The 21,843-nt window shown below is 71.1% G+C and carries 15 protein-coding genes, 1 tRNA gene and 1 pseudogene; 11 read left to right on the top strand and 6 right to left on the bottom strand.

Features of this window, described 5'->3' with window-relative positions:
• Positions 1-255: 255 nt before the first annotated feature.
• Both G4Z16_RS21040 and G4Z16_RS21035 read left to right on the top strand, forming a co-directional pair.
• Complete coding sequence (locus G4Z16_RS21040; RefSeq protein ID WP_197352262.1) at positions 256-705, top strand: DUF485 domain-containing protein; 450 nt, start codon at positions 256-258, stop codon at positions 703-705.
• Positions 702-2,315 (top strand): sodium/solute symporter, encoded by a 1,614-nt coding sequence (locus G4Z16_RS21035; RefSeq protein WP_246530976.1) that lies wholly within the window; start codon positions 702-704, stop codon positions 2,313-2,315. The genes G4Z16_RS21040 and G4Z16_RS21035 overlap by 4 nt, the downstream gene beginning before the upstream one ends.
• Before the next feature lie 957 nt (positions 2,316-3,272).
• Here G4Z16_RS21035 and G4Z16_RS21030 read toward each other — a convergent pair.
• From G4Z16_RS21030 to G4Z16_RS21015, 4 genes are all read right to left on the bottom strand, one after another.
• Complete coding sequence (locus G4Z16_RS21030) at positions 3,273-4,283, bottom strand: cellulose-binding protein (RefSeq protein ID WP_197352261.1); 1,011 nt, start codon at positions 4,281-4,283, stop codon at positions 3,273-3,275.
• A gap of 389 nt (positions 4,284-4,672) precedes the next feature.
• Positions 4,673-7,285, bottom strand: coding sequence for an SUKH-4 family immunity protein (locus G4Z16_RS21025; RefSeq protein WP_197352260.1), 2,613 nt, complete (start codon positions 7,283-7,285; stop codon positions 4,673-4,675).
• Positions 7,286-7,327: 42 nt separating this feature from the next.
• Positions 7,328-8,353 carry an SMI1/KNR4 family protein gene (locus G4Z16_RS21020; protein WP_197352259.1) on the bottom strand — a complete coding sequence of 342 codons (1,026 nt, stop codon included), beginning with the start codon at positions 8,351-8,353 and terminating at the stop codon, positions 7,328-7,330.
• Between the two features lie 182 nt (positions 8,354-8,535).
• Positions 8,536-9,309 carry a hypothetical protein gene (locus G4Z16_RS21015; protein ID WP_197352258.1) on the bottom strand — a complete coding sequence of 258 codons (774 nt, stop codon included), beginning with the start codon at positions 9,307-9,309 and terminating at the stop codon, positions 8,536-8,538.
• A 303-nt stretch (positions 9,310-9,612) separates the two neighbouring features.
• On the opposite strand from G4Z16_RS21015, the gene G4Z16_RS21010 reads away from it, so the two are divergent.
• A complete protein-coding gene (locus G4Z16_RS21010) occupies positions 9,613-10,254 on the top strand; it encodes a YwqJ-related putative deaminase (protein ID WP_197352257.1) in 642 nt (213 codons plus the stop codon).
• Positions 10,179-10,745 (top strand): annotated as a pseudogene (locus tag G4Z16_RS32645) (SUKH-3 domain-containing protein); the annotation flags it as partial. The gene G4Z16_RS21010 and the pseudogene G4Z16_RS32645, both read left to right, overlap by 76 nt.
• 277 nt (positions 10,746-11,022) lie before the next feature.
• On the opposite strand, the gene G4Z16_RS21000 reads toward G4Z16_RS32645, so the two are convergent.
• On the bottom strand, positions 11,023-12,522 hold the full coding sequence (locus tag G4Z16_RS21000) for a histidine kinase (protein ID WP_197352255.1): 1,500 nt from the start codon (positions 12,520-12,522) through the stop codon (positions 11,023-11,025).
• A 198-nt stretch (positions 12,523-12,720) separates the two neighbouring features.
• On the opposite strand from G4Z16_RS21000, the gene G4Z16_RS20995 reads away from it, so the two are divergent.
• The 7 genes from G4Z16_RS20995 (at position 12,721) to G4Z16_RS20965 (ending at position 18,621) form a co-directional block, all read left to right on the top strand.
• Positions 12,721-13,401, top strand: coding sequence for a hypothetical protein (locus G4Z16_RS20995; RefSeq protein WP_197352254.1), 681 nt, complete (start codon positions 12,721-12,723; stop codon positions 13,399-13,401).
• Positions 13,402-13,426: 25 nt separating this feature from the next.
• A tRNA-Gln gene (locus G4Z16_RS20990) sits at positions 13,427-13,498 on the top strand.
• A gap of 128 nt (positions 13,499-13,626) precedes the next feature.
• Complete coding sequence (gene glmU, locus G4Z16_RS20985) at positions 13,627-15,129, top strand: bifunctional UDP-N-acetylglucosamine diphosphorylase/glucosamine-1-phosphate N-acetyltransferase GlmU (protein ID WP_197352253.1); 1,503 nt, start codon at positions 13,627-13,629, stop codon at positions 15,127-15,129.
• A gap of 96 nt (positions 15,130-15,225) precedes the next feature.
• Positions 15,226-16,203, top strand: a complete 978-nt coding sequence (locus G4Z16_RS20980; protein ID WP_197352252.1) for a ribose-phosphate diphosphokinase — start codon at positions 15,226-15,228, stop codon at positions 16,201-16,203.
• A 327-nt stretch (positions 16,204-16,530) separates the two neighbouring features.
• Positions 16,531-17,139, top strand: coding sequence for a 50S ribosomal protein L25/general stress protein Ctc (locus G4Z16_RS20975; RefSeq protein ID WP_197352251.1), 609 nt, complete (start codon positions 16,531-16,533; stop codon positions 17,137-17,139).
• Positions 17,140-17,289: 150 nt separating this feature from the next.
• Positions 17,290-17,940, top strand: coding sequence for an aminoacyl-tRNA hydrolase (gene pth / locus G4Z16_RS20970; RefSeq protein ID WP_197352250.1), 651 nt, complete (start codon positions 17,290-17,292; stop codon positions 17,938-17,940).
• 144 nt (positions 17,941-18,084) lie between these two features.
• Positions 18,085-18,621, top strand: coding sequence for a hypothetical protein (locus G4Z16_RS20965; protein ID WP_197352249.1), 537 nt, complete (start codon positions 18,085-18,087; stop codon positions 18,619-18,621).
• Between the two features lie 187 nt (positions 18,622-18,808).
• On the opposite strand, the gene ppc is transcribed toward G4Z16_RS20965, so the two are convergent.
• Entirely contained in the window at positions 18,809-21,613 is a 2,805-nt protein-coding gene (gene ppc / locus G4Z16_RS20960; protein ID WP_425508097.1) for a phosphoenolpyruvate carboxylase, read from the bottom strand.
• Between the last annotated feature and the right edge of the window lie 230 nt (positions 21,614-21,843).

Here is a 21,843-nt window from a genome sequence, read left to right as displayed (position 1 = left end):
CCTTCGCCGGCTCCGTGAACAGGAGCCTATGCACCGGAAGCTGTGCTCTCGTCCTGCTCCAGGACGATTCCACGGGGCGCCCACCGTCGGAGGACCCCCTAGGGGTGTGCCGTGCACACCACACGCAGCCATGACCTTCAGTGACGATGTTGGAAATGTGACAGGTTTCCGTACGACTCTTCCAACGGCCCGACACTCGCCAGTAACGTGCCTTCAACCTCGGGCGTTCGGCCCCGTACGGGAGGGGAGGCGCGCATGGCGTTCAACACCGGCGAACAACATGGATTCTTCGACGACTACGGAACGTATCCGGATTCACCCTCGCATCCACCCCGGCCGCCGCACCCCCCACGCCCCTCGTACGGTCCGCCCCCCACGCACGCCCCGAGCGTCCCGGCCCACGCGGACACCGAGCTCCTGCGGCTGCGCAGCGCCTACAGGTGGCTGCGCCGCAGCATGACCGTGGCCGTCCTCGGCTACTTCACCGTCTATCTCGGCATGGCCGCATACCTGCCGGACCTCATGGCACGGTCCGTGTTCGGCGCCATCAATCTCGGCGTCTTCCTCGGACTTCTGCTGATCCCCATCACCCTGCTGACGATCCTCACCTACGAGCTCTTCGCCCGCGTCACCGTCGACCCCATATCGCACAGAGTGCGCATCGCCGACGAGGAACGGCGCGAGAGCGAGGAGGACGGCAGGTGAACCCGGGTTCCGTCGACGCCAGTTCGCAGTCCCTATCGTTCGCGATCTTCGCCGCACTGGTCAGCGTCACGCTGCTGCTGTGCATCATGACCAGCGCCGAACGCGACGACCTGGACGAGTTCTACACGGGTTTCCGCACTCTGGCCCCGCTGCGCAACGGCCTCGCCATCGCGGGCGACTACATCTCCGCCGCCACCGTCCTGTCCACGATCGGCATCATCGCGCTCGCCGGTTTCGACGGGCTGCTCCTCGCGCTGAGCACCGCCCTGTCCCTGCTGCTGCTGATGGTCCTGCTGGCCGAACCGCTGCGCAACGCGGGCCGGTTCACCATGGGTGACGCCCTCACCCACCGCGGGTCCAGCCGGCTGGTACGCCTCGCCGCGACCGCCGTCACCCTGGCCTCGCTGCTTCCCCTGATGGTCTTCCAGCTCTCCGGCGCCGGCCATCTCGTCACGCTCGTGCTGGGCTTCGAGGGCTCCTCCGTGCGTACGGCGACCATCATCGCCCTCGGCGGACTCATGATCGGCTACGCGGCGATCGGCGGGATGAAGGGCACCGCGCTCATCCACATCATCAAGCTGGTGGTGCTCTTCGGCGCCTCGTTGATGCTCGCACTGCTCGTCATGGACAAGGTCGGCTGGGACCCCTCACGACTCGTCACCCTCGCCGACACCGGCAGCGGAGGCGGCTCCGTGTACGCACGCTCCGGACTGCTGATCGAACCCACGACCATCGGCAAGGCGGACCTGGTCGCCAGTTCGCTCACCGTCGTCTTCGGCGCCGCCTGCCTGCCGCACGTCACGATGCGCATGTACACCGCGCGGAACGCGCCCGAGATCCGGCGTGCCATGTCCTACGCCGTCATGATCATGGCGGTCTTCGCGGCCCTCATCGCGGTCATCGGCGCCGGTGCGACGGCGCTCCTCGGCCGCGAAGTCCTCGCGGCGGGCGGCCCGCAGGGCAGCACGGCGATCCTCCAGCTGGCCCGCGCGATCCTCGCCGACTCGGCCGCGCTCTCGACGTTCGTCTTCACCACCGTCTCGACGGCGGTCTTCCTCACGCTGCTCTCGTCCGTCGCCGGGATGATCCTCGCCTGCGGCAACTCGCTCGCCCACGACCTCTACGCGCATGTACTGAGCCGCGGCGAGCCGCCGCAGCGGCGCGAACTGCTCATCGCACGGCTCGCGGCCTTCGCCGTGGGCGCACCCGCCATCGCACTGGCCGTACTCGTACAGAACCACGGGCTGCGGGCGCTGATCATCCTGTCCTTCAGCATCGCCGGGTCCGCCATCGCACCGGCACTCGTCTACAGCCTCTTCTGGCGGCGCTTCACACGCACCGGGCTGGTGGCGACGCTCATCGGCGGCACGGCCACGGCGATCGTGGTGACGGCCTTCTCCACGACCGTCTCGGGCACGTCCCAATCCCTCTTCCCCGAAAAGAACTTCGACATCTTCCCGCTCACCACCAGCGGCATGATCAGCGTCCCCGTGGGCTTCTTCCTCGGCTGGGCGTTCACGTTCCTCAGCGGGCGCCGCGCACGGGAGCGCGGGCGCAGGGAGTATCTGGCGGCCGAGGCGCGGTTGCTCGCGGGGGCGCGGCGCCGCTGAACCCGCCGCGGGCGGGGGTGAGTTCGGTCGGCCGCGGGCGGCGGCGAGTTCGGTCGGCCGCGCGCCGAGTCCGGGCCCCGGGGGGGGTGACCGCGCTCGAATGCGGCGCACGTCACGCCGGGACGGGGTGCGCCGGGGAGGTCACCGCGGGCCTCGGCGAGTTCGGACCGCGCGGCGGGAGCTTGCGACACGGGGCCCTGCCGGGCAGGTGACCACCGGGGCCGGGGACGGGTCCTCCCAGATCCCCCCGAGCGGCGGCAACCGCCCACGGCGGGCGGACACGTTCAGCGACCCCGACCCCGGACCCGCCCAGGGACGGTGACCGCTTCACGGGACCCGGCGGACAGCACGCCGCGCGAAGCCGCCGCCCGGCGTAACGAGTTCGAGCCCCACAAGCGGGGGCCGTCGACGGACGACCAAGACCGAGCGGGAACTCAGGGGCCGCGAGGACCCGCTCGGCAACGAGGCCCCCCGGCCTGCGGCAACCGCCCGCCGCACGGCTAGCGTTCGACGCCCGCGACACCCCCGGAACTTCCCCTGGGGCTGTGATTGCTTCACGGGACCTGGCGCACTGCGCACCGAGCGAGGCCCGCTGAAGCCACCCCTCACCACGGCGAGCTCTGCCAGCGTGGGCGAGGCCGGCGACGGACGGGCCCCACCGAGACAGGACCACGAGAGCCCCGTACGGCAACGAGAGCCCGCGGCAGCAGCACAACCGCCCGCCGCACAGGCGACGTTCAGCGACCCCGACCCCCGGACCCGCCCAGGGACGGTGACCGCTTCACGGGACCCGGCGTACAGCACGCCGCGCGAAGCCGCCCGCCGTTGCGAGTTCGAACCCCACAAGCGGGGCGCCAACGGACGGCCAAGACCGAGCGGGAGCTCGGGGCCGCGAGGACCCGCTCGGCAACGAGAGCCCCGCAGCGGCAGCACAACCACCCACCCCCCAGCGGACGTTCAGCGACCGCGACCCCGGACCTGCCCGGGGACGGTGACCGCTTCGCGGGAGGCGGCGGACTGTTCGCCGGGCGTGCCCGGCGCGGCGGGCTCCGGGGCCGCGGTCTGCTCGGCCGGAGGCTCCTGCTCCGCGCCGGGCTCGAAGGTGCGTCCCGTCAGCGACGCCAGGGTGCTGCGCACGCGCGCCATGTGCCGCCTCATCTCCGCCGCCCGCTCGGCGTGCTCCCACAGCACCCGCTCGGTCTCGCGCTCGACGGCCTCCTCGCGCACGCGGGCTCCCGCGTGGAGCTTCGCGCCACGGGCCTGCGCCTCCTCCTGCCAGCGCCGCGCGTCCTCCTCTGCCTCGGCCCGTTCGCGCCGCGCCGCCTCCATCAACTGCTCGCCCCGGTCGGCCAGTTCGCGGACATACGTCTCGACGGCCCGCTTCCGCTCGGCGAGCTCGCGTTCCGCCTCCTCCGATGCGGCCGCCTGCTCCTGCTCCTGTTCGGCAAGTGTCGCGGCGCAGTGCTCCTCGGTCTCCCGAAGCGCCTCGTCTGCCGCTGTGCGCGTCTGCGCCGCCGCCTCGCGCGCGGCCACCGTCACGGCCTTCGCCTCGCTGCGCGCCGCCGCGATACTGCGGGCGGCCGCGGCGGACGCCTCCCGCCGCAGCAGCTCTGCCTCCTCCTCCGCGGCCTCACGGACCGCGCGCGCGTGAGTCTCGGCCTCCTGCGTGGTCTGTGCGGCTTCCGCCTCCGCCGCCGCCCTCACGTCGGCCGCTTCCGCCTCGGCCATCGTCAGGAGCCGGCGGGACCGGCCGCCGAGCGACTCGTACGTCTGCGGCGGCAGCGATTCGGCGAGGGACCTCAACCGCTCGGCCTCCGCGGCGAGTTCCTCCTCCCGCGCGATGAGCCCGGCGATGTGCCTGCGGTCGTCCTCCCTCTGCCCGATCAGCCCTGCGACCGCCTTGTCGACCTGCTCGGGCCGGTAGCCACGGCCCCGTACAACGGTGAACGCATGCGGCGACGCACCCATCTCGAGCCCCTTACCTCAGCAACACACTCAACGGCGGACGCACATCTTTCTTGATCCGAGCGAAGCGGTCATAACGCGACACTCCATACGAGCGCACCACGAACGAGGCGTGGTGTCACTCGGAGTGGGCACAGGGCGCGCCCCTGCCGCGCGGAATCGTGCGCGGCACCAGCGGCGATGCCCGCACAGCACGAATCCCGCCGCCCGTCACCTCACGGACGGTGCGGACCATCCGTGCGGGTGACGGGCGACGGGACCGGATGCCGCCGCGAAGAGTGAACGGAGCGGGTGCGCGGGGGTGTTGACCCCGGCTGCCGTGCGTTGCACGTGTGCGTGCCCGGACGCGCCGGGCCGGACGGACGGGACGAGCGGGGCGGGTGGGACGAAACCTAGAAGAGCCCGTCCCACATCTGCTCCAGCAGCACCGCCCACCAGTTCTCCGGGGTGGAGAAGACGGCCGGGTCCAGCGCGGCGAGCTGCGCCTGGAAGTCGACGGTCCACCGCCCCGCCTGCTCCTGCGACAGCCCGTACCGCAGCGGCCACATCCGGCCGAGCAGCGCGAGCGCGCGCACGAACTCGGGAAGCCCGGTGTTGACGAACTGCGGCCGCGCGGGCTGCCCTTCGGGACCGCCCTCCAGCGGCACCGCCACGATGTTCGCGGTGCCGTACTGCACGCACATCTGCTTGCCGAAGTCGTTGCCCATGACCAGGTACGAACCGGCGTCGGAACCGGGCTGCACGCCCCGCTCCTGCGCCAGCTCGGCCAGCGTCGGCACCGGTCGGCCCGGCTGGGTCTGGCCCCAGAAGAACGGGCCGACGTCCACCGGCAGACCGGCCCACACGAGCGTCTGCCCGACGACGTCCGGCACGCCCTGCCGCGAGACGGCGTGCTGATCGAAGCGGAAGACGGCCTGCGGCCCGAACGCCTGCAGCAGCTCCTGCCCTATCGCGTCCGGCGGCAGAGGCGGTACGGGCGGGATCTGGTGCTGCGGCGGCAGCGGCACGCGGAACGGCGCGGGGCGCGCCGGCCCGTCCGCGACCTGGTGCAACTCGCCCTGGTGCTCCAGGAGATGACGCATCCCCTGCTGACGTGTGGCGTGGTCGCGTCCGTACGGCGCCGTATGCGTCACACGGACCTGCGGCCACGTCTCGCGGATCATGCGGGCGCAGTAGCCGCCCGGCAGCTCACACGACTCCAACTCGGTGTGCAGCTCCACCACTTGCTGCGGCGGCACGTTCATGTTGCGCAGCTCGTGCAGGATCTGCCACTCCGGATGCGGGGTGCCCGGCGCGGAGCGCCTGATCAGCTGCTGCTCCGAGCCGTCCGGTGCACGGTAGCGGAGCACCGCCATGTAGCCGGGGCCGACCGTGGGCAGGCCGGTGGGCTGCTGCTGTTGCGGATAGCCGTACGCGGGCGGCGGGACGGCGCCGGGCACGCCGGGTGCCGCGGGCTGTCCGGGAGCGCCCGGCGGAGGACCGGCGGGTGGCCCCTGCTGCGGGAAGCCGTAGCCCTGCGGTGGAGCTCCCGGGGCCGCGGGCACGGGCGGCGGCGCTGAAGGCGGCGGGGACGGCGGTCCGGGGGGCGGAGGCGTGCCGGGGCCGCCCTGCGAGGGTCCCGCAAGCATCGTCGCCGCATGGTGAACGTCGCCTCCGCCGGCGCCCTCTCCGGCGCCGGTCCCGCCCGTACCCGGAGGCTGTCCGGGAGCGGCGGGCGGAGGCGGAGGGGTACCGGGAGCGCCGGGAGGCGGAGGCGTACCGGGGCCGCCCTGCGAGGGTCCCGCGAGCACCGTCGCCGCATGGTGAACGCCGCCCCCGGACCCCGTCCCGTCGCCGGGGCCCGAACCGGGGGCGCTGGCGCCGCTGTCCCGCAGCTGCGCCACCTCGTCGGCGGAGACCATCTGCGTCGGTACGTAGCCCGCGCCTGAGGAACCCGGCGCGTCTCCGCCCGCGCCGGGCGGCCTGGCTCCTGGTGTGCCGGGCGCCCCGGGTGGCGGCGGTACGGACGGGCCGCTCCCCCGCGAAGGTCCTGACGGCGCGGATCCGCGCGCCGCCGCCTTGCCGGTGTCCGCGTCGGAGCTGCCCGACGCGCCGATAGCACCGGGAGGACCGGGCGGCGGCGGAGGGGCACCGATACCACCGGAACCGCCGTGCGACGGGCCCGCGAGCATCGTCGCCGCATGGTGCACGTCACCCCCGCCGCCGGAGCCCGCGTCGCCGCCTGGACCCGAACCGGGCGGTGGTGGCGGCGCGTTGGGCGGGAGGGGCGGCGGCGGAGGCACCGCCGGACCATGGGCCTGACCGGGCACCTGGCCCTGCGCCTGACCCTGACCCTGACCCTGCGGGTCCGTGCCGTCCACCGCCGGGGAGACAGCCGTCCTCGGAAGAGGGGTGCCCTCGGGCATCATCTCCGTCTTGGCGTCCGCGGAGGCCCCGCCGTCGGCGAGGGGCGGGGCGAAGACCGTGGCGGGCGGCAGCTGTGCCTCACCGCCGCCCGAACTGCTCGTGTCCGCCGCGTCCCACGGGCTGACGCCCGCAGCGGACGCACTCGCGGCAGCCCCGGCGCCCCCCGTGACGGCGCCGGATCCCGTTCCGGCGCCCGCACCCGTGCCTGCGCCCCGCCGGTCCGGGATGCCCATCTCGTCGGCTGCCTGCTGAAGCCAGTCCGGCGGCGTCAGCAGGAACGACGTCGCCTCCAGATCCAGGCGCTGCGGAGCGGACGCACCGCCCGGAGGGGACGCCGCGGCGGGCGAGCCGTACTCCTCCTCGTAGCGGCGGATGACCTCACCCACCGGCAGCCCCGGCCACAGCGTCGTCTCCCCGCTGTCCCGCGCTATCACCAGCCGCGCACGGGGCACGTCGTCCCCGGACCCGGAGGGCGGCTCCGCCCACGCCACGAAGCCCAGGTCGAACTCCCGCACCCGCACCTCGCGGTGCCGGTCGTCGGGCACGTCGCCGTTGACCCAGCGCTCCGCGCGCTCCTGAGCCTGTGCGAAGGTCACCATCGCGCGCTCACTCCCCAACTCCCCCAACTCTCAATGAGGACCTCACATCTGGACCGCACGTGCGAAACCGCCGTCCACCATCAGGTTCGCGACGGTCTCCAACTCCGGCGGACTGCCCGCGAGCCGCAGCAGGAACTCGTCGAAGTCGGCGCCGCACGGCCGCAGAAGCCGCTCCGTACGCGTCTGCACATCGAGCCCGTCCCGGTCACGCGCGTCGTCGAAGGCGCAGAACCACACCGAACCGACGGCCTCGCCCTTGACCTTCACGGCGATCAGGCCGCCCTGCACGAAACCCACCCCGAGGAAGTCCTTGGTGAAGTGGTCGCGCAGACACTTGTTGATGTACACGAGGTCGTTGACCGCCGCGTCCTCCCGCACCGTGAAGAACGGCTGGTCGACCAGCAGCCCCAACTCGGCGTCCAGCCCTACCCCTCGCGGCGCGCAGCCGCCCGCCGCCTTCAGGAACGCGCGGTAGGCGCCGGGCAGCCGGTACCCCAGCCGCTCCTCCGCCTCCAGCACCTGCGACTCGGTCACCGCGACCGAATGCGGCACCTCGAAGTGCACCGGCCTGGTGTCCTGCAACGGCCGCGTGCCGCTCTTGGCGTGGTCGACGTTGGCGGTCGCCAGGCCCCCGTGATGCCGCAGCAGCACCTTCACCTCGACGGGGACGAGCTCCATGCGGCGGCCGTATGCGACGTGATGCCACGTCCAGCCGTGCGGAGTCGCCACCGGCGAGAGGTCCGCCCACAGTTCGTGACCCGAGGCGTGCAGCGCGGCGTTGGCCGACACGTAGTCCGTGAGCCTCAGCTCGTCACCGCCGAAGCCCTCCGGAGGCTCCGCGATCTCGGCGGCGGCACGCGCGTACGGGGAGAAGACCGGCAGACCGCTCTCGTCGACCCGGACCCCTGCCGGATGCCGGGCGGCCCGCACCGGATCGGGAAAGTTCACGACCTGGCCGGCGTAGGCCCGGTTCGGCGCCGCGGCGCTTCCCCCGCCCCCGGAGCCGGATGGGCCTCCCCCCGGCTGAGTGTGGGGGCGCGCACCCGCCCCGAGCCGACCTGTCGTCATCGCGGAAGCCCCCTGCTGCACATCTGGCTGACGTGGGACAGCCTATGCGGTACGCCAACTGCGGGGCACCGCCCGCCTTTGCGGACGATCACCACGTCCCCGACCGCGGAGCGGCGCGGGCCCACCGGCCCACGGGGCACGCGGCGGCGGCGCACCGGGTCCGCCCGTCCCGTCCTGGTTCCCTACTTCTCGCCGGCCTTCGTCAACTTCTCGTGCTGCTTCTTCACCAGCGACTCGGCGACGGCCTGCGGCTCGCCCGACAGCGAGACCGACATGAACGACGCCGTGTTACTGCCCGCACGGACGATGGTGAAGACCGTCGGAGAGTCCTTCCCCTTCGCGTCCTCCATCGTGAACCGGACCGACTCGTCACCGACGCCCACCGGCTCGCCACGCTTGATCCGCAGCTGCGTCTTCTCGCCCGTGCCGATCTTCCCCGCGAACGAATCGCACCTGCCCAGGGCCTTCTTCAGGTCCCCGAGCCACTTCACGGCCCCGCCGTCGCCGTACGAGGAGAGCAGCACCTGCTGAACCGCGCCGCCCGTACTGAGTGAACCTTTCATCAGCACACCGCTCGCATACGCCTTGCGCTCACGCTCCGGCTCGGAATCCACCACATCGGTGATCGGGGAGCACCGCGGGTCGTCCGACTCGATCGTGCCCTGACCGGCCAGCGCGTCCTCCTTGTTGCGCTGCGCCCGATACCCCTTCACATCACCGGACTTGAGCAGCGCATCGTTCAACTGCTTCCTGTCCAGCGGCGGCACACCGCCCCCGGCGTCACCGCTGCCCTCGCCCTTGGCTCCCTCGCCGTCCGAGCCACCGGACTTCTGGCCCTGGCCGTCCGCCTTCTTCCCGGCGCCCCCGCCGTCGTCGCCGCCGCCGCTGCAGGCCGCAGCCGCCACAACAAGCACCGGGACAACCACCGCCACCCCCAGCGCACGGCGGACACGCACACCGAGGTGACTACCCCTGCGACCACACGTGCGACTGTGTCGGTCACCATCACTGCGACAACGAAGGGAGGTGCGACCCATCGCGGAACTCCTGCCTCGAAAAAAAGACGATGTACGCCAGATGCTGGCCCCCACTGTCCCTGCCCACCACCCCTTTACTCAGCCCACTTCGGAAACCGGCGCATCCCCCTGACATGCCCACTGGCATGATCGACTCACCCCCCACACTGCATACTTGGCCCGGCACACAGCACACACCACGACACAAACGGCAGAAGGGTCCGTGCGGGGAGGAACCACCACATGAACACCGCGTCGCTGAATTCCCCGGCGTCCACACCAGCCGCACCGGCGGCATCGGCCGCACCGGCAACGGCCACCGGAGCGGCCGCGCCCGCCACGCACACCGCACCGGCCACGAAGAGAACCGCCGACGACCCCCGCGTCGGCTGGAACGCCGCACCCGACGACACCACACCCCCGCTCCACGAACGCCGCGACGGCATCCTCCCCGCCGTCGCCGCCGCCCTCTCCGTACGCGGCCGCACCCTCACCTCCACCGGCAACAAGGGCGACCAGCCCCCCGCACCGCACCCCCTCGTGCAGGACTTCCTCGACACCCTCGCCACCGAGAACCGCGCACGCCACACCGGCCGCTGCCCCGAAACCGTCCTGCTCTCCCGCTACCTCACGTCCACCGAGCACGCCCGCGCGGCCAAACGCGGCAACCGCCGCACAGGCAGCGCCAAGCCCCGGCCCCTCACCCACAGCGAGGCCAAGCGGGCCCTGAAGAACGCCAAAGTCACCGCCCGCCACATCCGCGAACACGGCGACCCGCTGCACGGCCACTACGCACCCCCCTGTCGCGCATGCAGCGCACTCCTCACCCACTTCGGCGTACGCCCCGTCGACCCCGGAACCGCCGGCGAAAAGGCACCCCGGTGAACCGCCCCCCGCACAAGCGCACATCCACGACGCGCTTCCCCGTCGCCGTCGACGACGCACTGCGCAACGCAGGCTGGCAACCCGGACGATGGGACATGCGCCAGGCCGAGGAATGGGCCGACGCCCTGCGCGGCCACATCTCACCCGGCGGACACCGTCACGCCGTATTCCCCGCCGCCGTCGAAGTCTGGGCCGAATTCGGCAACCTGCCGATCGCCCCCACAGGCCCCGGCCGCAACATCGCCCCCGCGAGCCTGCACATCGACCCCATGCACGCCCTCCACACCGCCCGCACCCTCGCCGACCTCGGCCGCGCCCTGCACACCCAGATCTGCCCGCTCGGCACCGACGGAGCCGACGCCGCACTCCTCGCCATCGACACCGAAGCGCGCGTCTACAGCCTCGACCACACCGGCGACTGGTACCTCGGCCGCGACTTCGACACCGCCCTCGCGGCGCTGCTCACCGGCACCCGCCCCGAACGCCTCACCAGACCGCTCGACGCCGCGGCCCGTACGGGCACGACAGGCGCCGGCACCGGCTCGTACTCCGACCCGGGCACGGAACCGGATCCGGAGACGGATCCGGGCTGGGAGACGGAATCGGACTCGGTGTGGGGCCGCGCCCCCGGGGCGGACCCGGCGAGGATCTCCGGCACCGTCCACACCGCCCGTCCACCCGGACCACGACGTCCCCCCGACACCTCACACCCCGCCGGAGCCGGCTGACGGAAACCCGCACACCGCCGCCACCCCGCACAGCGCAGCCCTACCGAGGACCCGCCCCGTCCTGCCCCGTGACCGTCGACCTCCCGGCAGGGATCACCGCCGACACCCGGAAACCCCCCACATCCGTCGGCCCCGACACGAATCCCCCGCCGAGCGCCGTCACCCGCTCCTTCATCCCCACAAGCCCGTTGCCGCCGCTCGGCAGCTCCGCACCGGCCGCACCGTCCCCGTCCGCCGGCCGCTCGTTCTCCACCTGAACCGCGACCTCGCCCTCGCGATGCGCCAGCCGCACCCTCGTACGGGCACCCGGCGCATGCTTGTGCACGTTCGTCAGCGCCTCCTGCACCACACGGAACGCCGTCTGTTCCACGCCCGCCCCGTAACCGCGCGACGAACCGTCCACCGAGAAGTCCACGGACATGCCCGTCTCCCGCGACTGCCCCACCAGGGCGTCCAGCTCAGACAAGTACGGGCCCTCGCACGCGCCCTGCTCCTCCGCCGCGGCATCCCCCGTACCGGAAACACCCCCCGCACCCGCAGACACACCCGCAGACGCACCCGCACCGCCGGAACCGTCGCCCGACGCCTGCCGCGGCACACCCTCACGCCGCCGGCCCGCCGCGCCGTCCTTCGCCGAACCCGCGGCCGCCGCCGCGAACTCCGCCAGCCGCACCGACGCGCCCCCGGGACCGGCGACCTCCGCATCCGCCTCCTGCGAACGCTCCGTCGAACGCAGCACGCCCAGCATCGTCCGCAACTCCGTCAGCGCCTGCCGGCCCATGTCGCCCACCAGCGCGGCATTCTTCGACGCCTTCTCCGGATCCTTCAGCGCCACCGCCTGCAAAGCCGCCGCATGCACCACCATCAGGCTCACCCGGTGCGCCACCACGTCGTGCATCTCCCGGGCGATCCGCGTGCGCTCCTCGCTGCGCGCCCACTCCGCGCGCTCCTCCGCCCGGTCCGCCAGCAGCGCCAACTCCCGCTCCAGACCGTCCGCCCGCTCCCGCAGCGACTCCACCAGACGGCGGCGCGCACCCACGTACAGACCCATCAGCACCGGCGGCGCGGTGAGCCCGATCGCCACCACGACGGACATCAGCGGGATGAACCACGCCGGAGGATCGAACCCGGCGTCCCGGCCGATGCTCTGGTGCATCCGCACGACCGTGATGATCACGGCAGCCGCCGCCTGCATCCCCGTGAGCAGCACCGTGATCCGGCGCGGCACGTCCGCAGCGACCGCGAGACTGTAGAGCCCGATGAAGCCGAGCAGATAACCCATCTCCGCCGGCGTCAGCGCGATGGACACCAGCACGACAGCGATCGGCCAGCGCCGCCGCAGCACCAGCGTCGAGCCCGTCACCAGCCCCAGAACCACGCCGGACGCCGCGGGCAACCCGGCCTCACCTGCGAAATCGACGCCCTGGACCGCGCACTCCACGGCGGACACCAGGCCGAGAGTGATGTCCAGCACGGCGCTCCGCCGGCGCCTCCACCACCATGGCCCGCCGACGGTCCGCCTCTCCCCCGTCTCGGTCATACCGACCAGCGTACGACCGGCTGCCAACCAGTTTTCCGGCTCGTGAAGGAACCGACGATTCCGTAGCCGGACCCGAATGTTCCGGTTAACAGCAACCACCGCCCCGATCCGCAACGGAAACGAGCGTTCCCTACTCGAACTGGTGAATAGTCCATCATTCCGGCGCACTCCGCCACGGTCCCGGCGGAAGCTTCCGTCATGGTGCAGGCGAAAACCGAACTGAGGACCCGCGCACGGGAACTGCGGCGCGCGGGCAGGACGTACGACGAGATCGTGGCGGAGCTGGGGGTGTCGAAGAGCTCGGTGTCGCTGTGGGTGCGGGATCTGCCCAGGCCCCGGGCCTCACCGGAGCGGATGCATGCGATGCGCGAAGCCCGCTGGGCGCCCTACCGGGCCTTCCGCGACCGGACACGCAAGGAAGCCAGAGAGGCGGCCGAGCGGGAGATCGGGACCCTGACGGACCGCGAGCTGTTCCTGATCGGCGTCGGGCTGTACTGGGCAGAGGGGGCCAAGAGCAAGCCGTACCGGCGGAGCGAGGAGATCGCCTTCGTCAACAGCGACCCGGGGATGATCCAGGTCTTCCTCGCATGGCTCACGCTGCTCGGCGTCGAGCCCGAGCGCCGGCGGTTCCGGGTGATGATCCACGACTCCGCGGACGTGGCCGGGGCTGAGCGCTTCTGGGCCGATCTGGTCGGCGGTGACGTCGCGGACTTCGGCAAGACCACCCTCAAGCGACACAACCCGAAGACGGTCCGCAAGAATGTGGGGGCCGACTACCGAGGCTGCCTCGTGGTGCGCGTGCGCCAAGGCGCCGATCTGTACCGTCGCGTAGAGGGCTGGTGGTACGGCATAGTAGGAGCCAGCGTCAGGAGCAAGTAGCATACTCCCACCTCTTGACGAATATTCCGCCGTAGTGTAATAGGCAGCACAGGGTCTTTTGGTGTCCCCGGTTCAGGTTCGAGTCCTGGCGGCGGAGCTGCATTTCGTAGCGGGCCCGGCCTCTCCGAGGTCAGGGCCCGCTCTCGTGTCCGGATCCGGAACCCCTCGCAACCCACCGGTATCCTGCGGGTGTTCCCCCTGACCCCGTAGCCGAAGGGCACACCCGTGAGCGCCAACCGCCCGGCAGCCGTCGTCGTACTCGCAGCAGGTGAGGGCACCCGAATGAAGTCGGCGACGCCCAAGGTCCTGCACGAGATCTGCGGCCGTTCCCTTCTCGGCCATGTCGTCGCAGCGTCCCGCAGCCTCTCCCCCGAGCATCTCGTCGTGGTCGTCGGGCACGCCCGTGAGCAGGTGACCGCGCATCTGGCCGAGGTGGACGCCGAGGTACGCACGGCCGTGCAGCACGAGCAGAACGGCACCGGCCACGCGGTGCGCATGGCCCTCGAGGAGCTCTCGGGCAGCGGCGTGGTCCTGGACGGCACGGTGGTCGTGACCTGCGGGGACACCCCGCTGCTGACCGGGGAGACCCTGCAGTCGCTGGCCGACACGCACTCCGCCGACGGCAACGCGGTCACTGTCCTGACGGCCCAGGTGCCGGACTCGACGGGTTACGGCCGCATCGTGCGCGATCCGGACAGCGGCGCCGTGACGGCGATCGTCGAGCACAAGGACGCGACGCCGGAGCAGCTGGCCATCACGGAGATCAACTCGGGTGTCTTCGCCTTCGACGCGCAGCTGCTGACGGACGCGCTGGGGAAGGTGCGTACGGACAACAGCCAGGGCGAGGAGTACCTGACGGATGTGCTCGGCATCCTGCGCAGCGCGGGGCACCGTGTGGGCGCGTCGGTGGCGGGCGAGCACCGGGAGATCCTCGGTATCAACAACCGTGTGCAGCTTTCCGAGGCGCGCCGTCTGCTGAACGGCCGTCTGCTGGAGCGGGCGATGCTCGCGGGTGTGACGGTGGTGGATCCGATGTCGACGTGGATGGATGTGTCGGTGTCGTACGAGCAGGACGTGACGGTGCTGCCCGGTACGCAGTTGACGGGTTCGACGCACTTGGCGGCGGGTTGCGAGGTGGGCCCGAATTCCCAGTTGGCGGACACGGCTGTGGGTGCGGGTGCGTCGGTGAACAACACGGTGGCGTCGGGCGCGCGGATCGGGGACGGCGCGAAGGTCGGTCCGTTCACGTATTTGCGTCCTGGTACGAGCCTGGGCGTGAAGGCGAAGGCCGGCGGTTTCGTGGAGATCAAGAACGCGAAGATCGGCGAGGGTTCGAAGGTTCCGCATCTTTCGTATGTGGGTGACGCTTCGGTCGGCGATCACACCAACATTGGTGCTGCGACGGTGTTCGTGAATTACGACGGCGAGAACAAGCACCGCACGTCGATCGGTTCACACTGCAAGACGGGTGCGGACAACATGTTTGTGGCGCCTGTCACTGTTGGGGACGGCGCTTATACGGCGGCGGGTTCGGTGATCACGAAGGATGTGCCTCCGGGTTCGCTCGCTGTGGCGCGTGGCCAACAGCGCAATATTGCGGGCTGGGTGGCGCGTAAGAGGCCCGGGAGTGCGGCGGCGCAGGCGGCTGAGAGTGCCTCGCAGGGTGGCGCCGAGGGTGCCGGCGGTGCGGCGGATCCGCAGGGCGCGGATGGTCCGCAGGGTGGCTGACGAGCGGGTACGGCTCCTGCCGGGTACGCGTGGCTGTGGGCCGGGGCGTACGGTTAAGAGGCACGCACGCCCCGCGGAACTCAAGGAGACGGTGCAGTGACCGGGATCAAGACGACCGGCGAGAAGAAGTTGATGCTCTTCTCCGGCCGCGCCCACCCCGAGCTTGCGGAGGAGGTCGCGGATCAGCTGGGTATCGGTGTTGTCCCGACCAAGACTTTCGACTTCGCGAACGGCGAGATCTATGTCCGCTTCCGGGAGTCCGCGCGTGGCGCCGACTGCTTTCTGATGCAGAGCCACACGGCCCCGATCAACAAGTCGATCATGGAACAGCTGATCATGATCGATGCTTTGAAGCGTGCTTCGGCCCGCAGCATCACGGTGATCGTGCCGTTCTACGGCTATGCGCGTCAGGACAAGAAGCACCGTGGGCGGGAGCCCATTTCGGCGCGGCTGATGGCGGATCTGCTGCAGACCGCGGGCGCGGATCGCATTCTCACGGTGGATCTGCACACGGATCAGATTCAGGGTTTCTTCGACGGTCCGGTGGATCACCTTTTCGCGTTGCCGATTCTCGCCGACTATGTGGGCGAGCAGGTGGACCGGAACAAGCTGACGGTCGTCTCCCCGGACGCGGGGCGTGTGCGGGTGGCGGACCGGTGGGCGGACCGGTTGGGTGCGCCGCTGGCGATCGTCCACAAGCGCCGTGACCCGGAGGTCGCGAATCAGGTGACGGTGCACGAGGTGGTCGGTGACGTCGAGGGCCGGGTGTGTGTCCTGGTGGACGACATGATCGACACGGGTGGCACGATCTGCGCCGCGGCGGACGCGCTGTTCGCGAACGGTGCGGAGGATGTCATCGTCACGGCGACGCACGGTGTGCTGTCGGGGCCCGCGGCGGACCGGCTGAAGAATTCGAAGGTCAGCGAGTTCGTCTTCACGAACACGCTGCCGACGCCGGGTGAGCAGGATCTGGACAAGGTCACGGTGCTGTCGATGGCGCCGACGATCGCTCGCGCGGTGCGTGAGGTCTTCGAGGACGGCTCGGTGACGAGTCTCTTCGACGAGCAGGCGTGAGAGGGCGGCCCGGGCGTGCTGCTCGGGCCGCTGCTTCCGGCCCCGGCCGGGGCCGGGCCCGTCGTCCGCGGTTCGTTCCGCTCCGTGATCGTGATCGATTTCCGCACGGCCTTCTTCGCCGCGTAGACTCCCGATGTCGCTCGGCGAGGGAGGCCGTGTTCGTGCGCTGGTCGTACGGCCCGGCTCATCCGTTATCGACGCGCGCTCTTCGCCAGGGTCCCCACGGCGGTCTCCGCCGGGGCCGGCTCTGCGGCGTGGCCGGTCTGTCGTGGACGGACCGAGTGACACCCCAGATGCGGGATCCGTTTCGAATGCGAGGAGCGCAGCATGGCTGACGTCAACCTTTCCGCGAGTATCCGTTCCGAGTTCGGCAAGGGCGCTGCTCGTCGTCTGCGCCGCGAGGAGAAGATCCCCGCGGTGATCTACGGCCACGGCGAGGACCCGGTCCACGTGGCGCTGCCCAGCTACGACATGATGATGGCGCTGAAGACGCCGAACGTCCTGATCCACCTGGACGTCGAGGGCAAGAAGCAGCTGGTGATCCCGAAGGCCGTGCAGCGCGAGGCGATCCGCGGCTTCCTGGTCCACGCGGACCTGCTGATCGTCCGCAAGGGCGAGAAGGTGAACGTGGACGTGCCGATCCACGTCGAGGGTGAACTGGCTCCCGGGCAGAACCTGCTGGAGCACGTGCTGAACGCGCTGCCGGTCGAGGCCGAGGCGACGCACATCCCGGAGTCGGTCACGGTGTCCGTCGAGGGTCTGGACGCGGGCGACTCGGTCACGGCCGGGCAGATCAAGCTGCCGAAGGGCACGTCGCTGGCCGTTGAGGAGGACGACGTCGTCATCCAGGTGCTGGCGGCTCAGGCCGAGGAGCCGGAGCCCGAGGAGGAGACCGAGGCCGCGGAGGAGGCCCCGAGCGAGGTTGCCCCTGAGTGATCCGGTCTTGATCCGGCCTTCCGGGTCCTGATCTCCGGCTGCCGCCGCGTTCCCTGGCCGCTCGGCCGGGTGGAGCGCGGCGGCGGTCGTTCCGCTGCCGGTTGCCGCCGGCGCGGTTCGCTGTTCGCCGATCTTCGAAGGACCGTTCTGATGAGGACTGTTGCCGGTACGGGTGGTGCCGGTGGTGCTGGTGCCGCCGGGGGTTCGGGCGGCGGCCCGTCGGGGCCGTGGCTGGTGGTGGGCCTGGGCAATCCGGGTCCGGGTTACGCGGGCAACCGGCACAACATCGGGTTCGCCGTGACGGATCTGCTGGCGTCCCGTATCGGGGGGAAGTTCAAGGCGCACAAGTCGCGTTCGCGTGTGCTGGAGGGCCGGTTCGGGGCGCCGGGTTCGGCCTCGGGCTGCCGTGTGGTGGTGGCTCAGCCGATGTCGTACATGAATCTCTCGGGTGGTCCCGTCACGGCGCTGCGGGACTTCTACAAGGTGCCGATGGACCGGATGGTGGTGGTCCACGACGAGTTGGACATCGACTTCGGAGTGCTGCGGCTGAAGAAGGGCGGCGGCGACAACGGTCACAACGGGCTGAAGTCGCTGACGAAGTCGATGGGGCCGGGATATTTCCGTGTGCGGTTCGGTGTGGGCCGGCCGCCGGGCCGGATGCCGGTCGCGGACTACGTGCTGAAGGATTTCTCCGCGGCGGAGCGCAAGGAGCTCGACTACTTCACCGACCGGGCCGCGGACGCGGTGGAGTCGCTGGTGCTGGACGGCTTGGAGCGGGCGCAGAGCACGTACAACTCGTAGCGCGTGCCAGGGAGTTGACTGGCGGCTCGGCGGCTGCTGCCGGTTTTCGGTGCGGGCCGGGAGGAGCCGGACGCATCCTCCTTTTACTGCCCAAGCGGGATGCGGAGGTTGACCCTCCGGGCGGTTTGCCCAAGGATCTCGGCCATGTCCTCCTCCTCGACGACTTCCTCGACGGGCACCGTCCGGGTCAAACGCAGCCGCACTCGCCGGGCCGGGGAGAGCATGTTCGGGATGCTGCTGCTGACGCGCAACATCGTGCTGATCCTGGGTTCGCTGCTCCTGCTCGTCGCCGGAGGGTGGACGTCATGGGAGACGGCGGGGCCGGCGCTCACGAGCGACGTCCGGGGCACGGTGCGGATCGCGAAGTGCACCGAGGAGGAGTGTGCCGGAACGTTCTTCTCCACCTCCAAGGACGGTGCGCAGGCGCAGAAGGTGACGATCGCCGAGTCCGCGTCCGGGAAGGTCGGAGAGCGGCTCCAGGTGGCGCTGCGCCCGGGCACGAAGGAGGCCGTGCGCACGGGCCCGTCGGGTGCGCTCTACGGTTCGGTGCCGTTCGGGGGTTCGCTGGTGCTGGCGGGGCTCGTCTTCGCGATGGGCATGCGGATGAAGCGGACGGGGCTGGTGCTGGGGGTGCTCGGCATCGCGGTGATGGGTGCGTCCTGGGCGGTGCTGACGTTCTGAGGCGCGTCCCCGGGCGGGCGTCCCTGGCGTGACCGTACCGGGCGTGTCCGTACCGGGCTTCGAGGGCGTGCCCCTGGCCTTCGTCCACGCCCTGCCCCACCCATGGCTGTGATTGAGACTGCGCGGCGCCGCCGCGGCGGGTGAAGTCCCGCTGCGGCGGCGCCGTTCGCGTCGTGCGTCCGTGCCGTCAGCCGGTGTTGCGCAGCCCCGCGGCCACGCCGTTGACGGTCAGCAGCAGCGCCCGGCCGAGCATCTGGTCGGGCTCCTCCTCGCGCGCGGCGGCTGCGCGCTGCCGGTGCAGCAGCGTCACCTGAAGGTAGGAGAGCGGGTCGAGGTAGGCGTCACGGATCGCGAACGTCTGCTTCAGCACGGGGCTCGCGTCGAGCAGTTCGCGTTCCCCGGTGATGCTCAGCACTTCCCGCACCGTGAGGTCGTGTTCGGCGCGGATGGTCTCGAAGACGTGCTTGAGCTCGTCGGGCACGAGAGTGTCGACGTAGTGCTGTGCGATGCGCAGATCGGTCTTGGCGAGGGTCATCTCGACGTTGGCGAGGAAGTTCTGGAAGAAGTGCCAGTGTTCCTGTGCCTCTTGGAGCACCCCGTCGAGTCCCGCCTCGCGCGCCGCCTTGAGGCCCGTGCCGACGCCGAACCAGCCGGGCACGATCTGCCGCGACTGGGTCCAGCCGAACACCCAGGGGATCGCCCGCAGTCCGTCGAGGCCGGCGCCGCTGTCGGGGCGCCGTGAGGGCCGCGAACCGAGGTGCAGTTCGGCGAGCTGGTCGACGGGTGTGGAGGCGAAGAAGTAGGCGGGGAGGTCGGGGTCGTCCACCAGCTTCCGATAGGCGCCGTGCGCGGCGTCGGAGACGGTGTCCATGGCGGCGTCCCAGCGTGCGAGCGCCTCGTCGGACTGGCGGGGCGCGGTGTGCAGCGCGGACGCCTGGAGGGTGGCGGCGACGGTCAGTTCGAGGTTCTCCCTCGCCAGCGACGGCACCAGGTACTTGTCGGAGATGACCTCGCCCTGCTCGGTGACCTTGATCTCGCCCTCGAGGGTGCCCCAGGGCTGGGCGAGGATCGCGTCGTGCGTGGGCCCGCCGCCGCGGCCGACGGTGCCGCCGCGGCCGTGGAAGAGCCGCAGCCGCACGCCGTGCCGGTGCGCGACGTCGCGCAGACGGCGCTGTGCGCGGTGGATCTCCCACTGCGAGGTGGTGATGCCGCCGAACTTGGAGGAGTCGGAGTAGCCGAGCATGACCTCCTGCAGGTCGCCTCGGAGCGAGACGAGCTTGCGGTAGGAGGGGTCGGAGAGCATCGCGTCGAGGAGCTCGTCGGCGATCTTCAGCTCGTCGGTGGTCTCCAGCAGCGGGACGATGCCGATGCGGGCCCAGCCGGCGTGCAGGTCGATCAGTCCGGCCTCGCGGGCGAGCACGGCGGCGGCGAAGACGTCGTCGGCTCCCTGGCACATGGAGATGATGTAGGACTCGATGACTTCGGGTCCGAAGGTCTCCAGCGCCTTGCGGACGGTGGTGAAGACGCCCAGGGTCTTCGCCCCGGCGGCATCCAGCGGCGCCGGCGAGGGCGAGAGGGGGCGGCGGGAGCGCAGCTCCTTGGCCAGGAGGCGCTGCCGGTAGTCGCGGGGCATGTCGATGTAGCGCCAGGACTCCTCGCCGAGCCGGTCGAAGAGCTGGCCGAGGGCGTGGTGGTGGGCGTCGGCGTGCTCCCGTACGTCCATGGTGGCCAGCTGCAGGCCGAACGCGGCGATGGTGCGCAGCACCCTCTCCAGGCGGCCGTCGGCGACGAGTTCGCCGCGGTGTGCGCGCAGCGACGTCTGCAGCAGCATCAGGTCGTCGACGAGTTCGGTGGTGCCCAGGTAGTCGCGCCCTGCGACGTGGGGTGCGCCGGCGGCGAGCCGTTCGCGGGTGTTGAGGAGCTTCTGCCGGATGCAGGTGGCCTTGAGGCGGTAGGGCTCCTCGGCGTTGAGCCTCTTGTAGCGGGGGCTGATCTCGGGCAGCCGGTCCAGGTCGCGGCTGAGGGAGTCCAGGAGTTCGTCGGTGGCGCCGCTGTTGCGAATGGAGTTCGACAGGGCGCCACGGAGGTCGTCGATGTGCTCGAGGGCGTCGGTGATGCCGTGTTCGTGCTGGAGCAGCAGCACTTCCCAGGTCACGTCGGGGGTGACGTTGGGGTTGCCGTCGCGGTCGCCGCCGATCCAGGTACCGAAGGTCAGGGGGCGGGTGCCGGTGGGCAGGGGTGCTCCGGCCCGCTCGAGTTCGGCTGCGAGGTCCTCCAGTACGTCGCCGACGGCGCCGCGGTGCAGTTCGTCCAGGTAGTAGACGGCGTTGCGGGCCTCGTCGGCGGGTTCGGGGCGTGCCACGCGCAGCTCGTCCGTCTGCCAGACGAGGTCGACGTTCTCGGCGAGGCGCAGGTCGGTGCGGCTGCTGTCGTCGTGGTCGGGGTGTTCCAGCAGCTCGGCGATCTTGCGGAGCTTGGTGAGGACGGAGCGGCGGGCGGCCTCGGTGGGGTGCGCGGTGAAGACGGGCCGGACTCCGAGGTTGCGCACGGTCTGCGCGAGGTGGGCGGGGTCGGCGTCCTTGAGCATGTCGGCGGTGCGGGAGAGGTTTCCGCCTTCGGTGGCGCGGCGGGCGCGCAGTTCACGGCCGCGGTGGACCTGCTCGGTGACGTTGGCCAGGTGGAAGTACGTGGAGAAGGCCCGTACGAGCTTGGTGGCGGTCTCCAGGTCGGTCCTGCCGAGGAGGGCTGCGGCGGCCTCGCCGTCGCTGCGCGTCAGCGCCCGCACGCGTTCGACCAGGTCGAGCAGTTCCGCGCCCTCCTGGCGCACGAGGGTCTCGCCCAGCAGGTCTCCGAGGCGGCGGATGTCGGCGCGCAGGGCGCTGTTCGTCTCGGTCTCGGCGGCTGTGTCGGAGACGGGGCCGCTGCCCGCCGCGTACCCGGCTCCGCCCTCCTGGTGGCGGGTCTCGGCACGGCTCACTTCGGCACTGCTCACAGGTGGGGCTCCTTGCAGCATTTGCTTCGGGCAGGTCACGGACCGCGCTGTCCGACGCTCCCCAGGATATGCAGGGCGCCCTTCCGCCCCTGGTGCCGTCCGATGGGTGAGCACGGTCTCGTCTCCCCATGCCCCCACTTGCTACGCCTGTGTGGGCTGCCATACTTACGAAGCCGTAGGTTACGGTTCCGTAGGACTTGCGTGGGCACAAGACGCAACAGTGCACGACG

The sequence above is a fragment of the Streptomyces bathyalis genome, from assembly GCF_015910445.1.
In the GTDB taxonomy this organism is placed as follows: domain Bacteria; phylum Actinomycetota; class Actinomycetes; order Streptomycetales; family Streptomycetaceae; genus Streptomyces; species Streptomyces bathyalis.
This window is presented reverse-complemented; position numbering and strand designations above follow the sequence as displayed.

Coding starts and splice junctions, on each gene's coding strand:
- G4Z16_RS21040 (WP_197352262.1), top strand. CDS start 256: ATGGCGTTCAACACCGGCGAACAACATGGATTCTTCGACGACTACGGA.
- G4Z16_RS21030 (WP_197352261.1), bottom strand. CDS start 4,283: ATGGGTGCGTCGCCGCATGCGTTCACCGTTGTACGGGGCCGTGGCTAC.
- G4Z16_RS21025 (WP_197352260.1), bottom strand. CDS start 7,285: ATGGTGACCTTCGCACAGGCTCAGGAGCGCGCGGAGCGCTGGGTCAAC.
- G4Z16_RS21020 (WP_197352259.1), bottom strand. CDS start 8,353: ATGACGACAGGTCGGCTCGGGGCGGGTGCGCGCCCCCACACTCAGCCG.
- G4Z16_RS21010 (WP_197352257.1), top strand. CDS start 9,613: ATGAACACCGCGTCGCTGAATTCCCCGGCGTCCACACCAGCCGCACCG.
- G4Z16_RS21000 (WP_197352255.1), bottom strand. CDS start 12,522: ATGACCGAGACGGGGGAGAGGCGGACCGTCGGCGGGCCATGGTGGTGG.
- G4Z16_RS20995 (WP_197352254.1), top strand. CDS start 12,721: ATGGTGCAGGCGAAAACCGAACTGAGGACCCGCGCACGGGAACTGCGG.
- G4Z16_RS20975 (WP_197352251.1), top strand. CDS start 16,531: ATGGCTGACGTCAACCTTTCCGCGAGTATCCGTTCCGAGTTCGGCAAG.
- pth (WP_197352250.1), top strand. CDS start 17,290: ATGAGGACTGTTGCCGGTACGGGTGGTGCCGGTGGTGCTGGTGCCGCC.
- G4Z16_RS20965 (WP_197352249.1), top strand. CDS start 18,085: ATGTCCTCCTCCTCGACGACTTCCTCGACGGGCACCGTCCGGGTCAAA.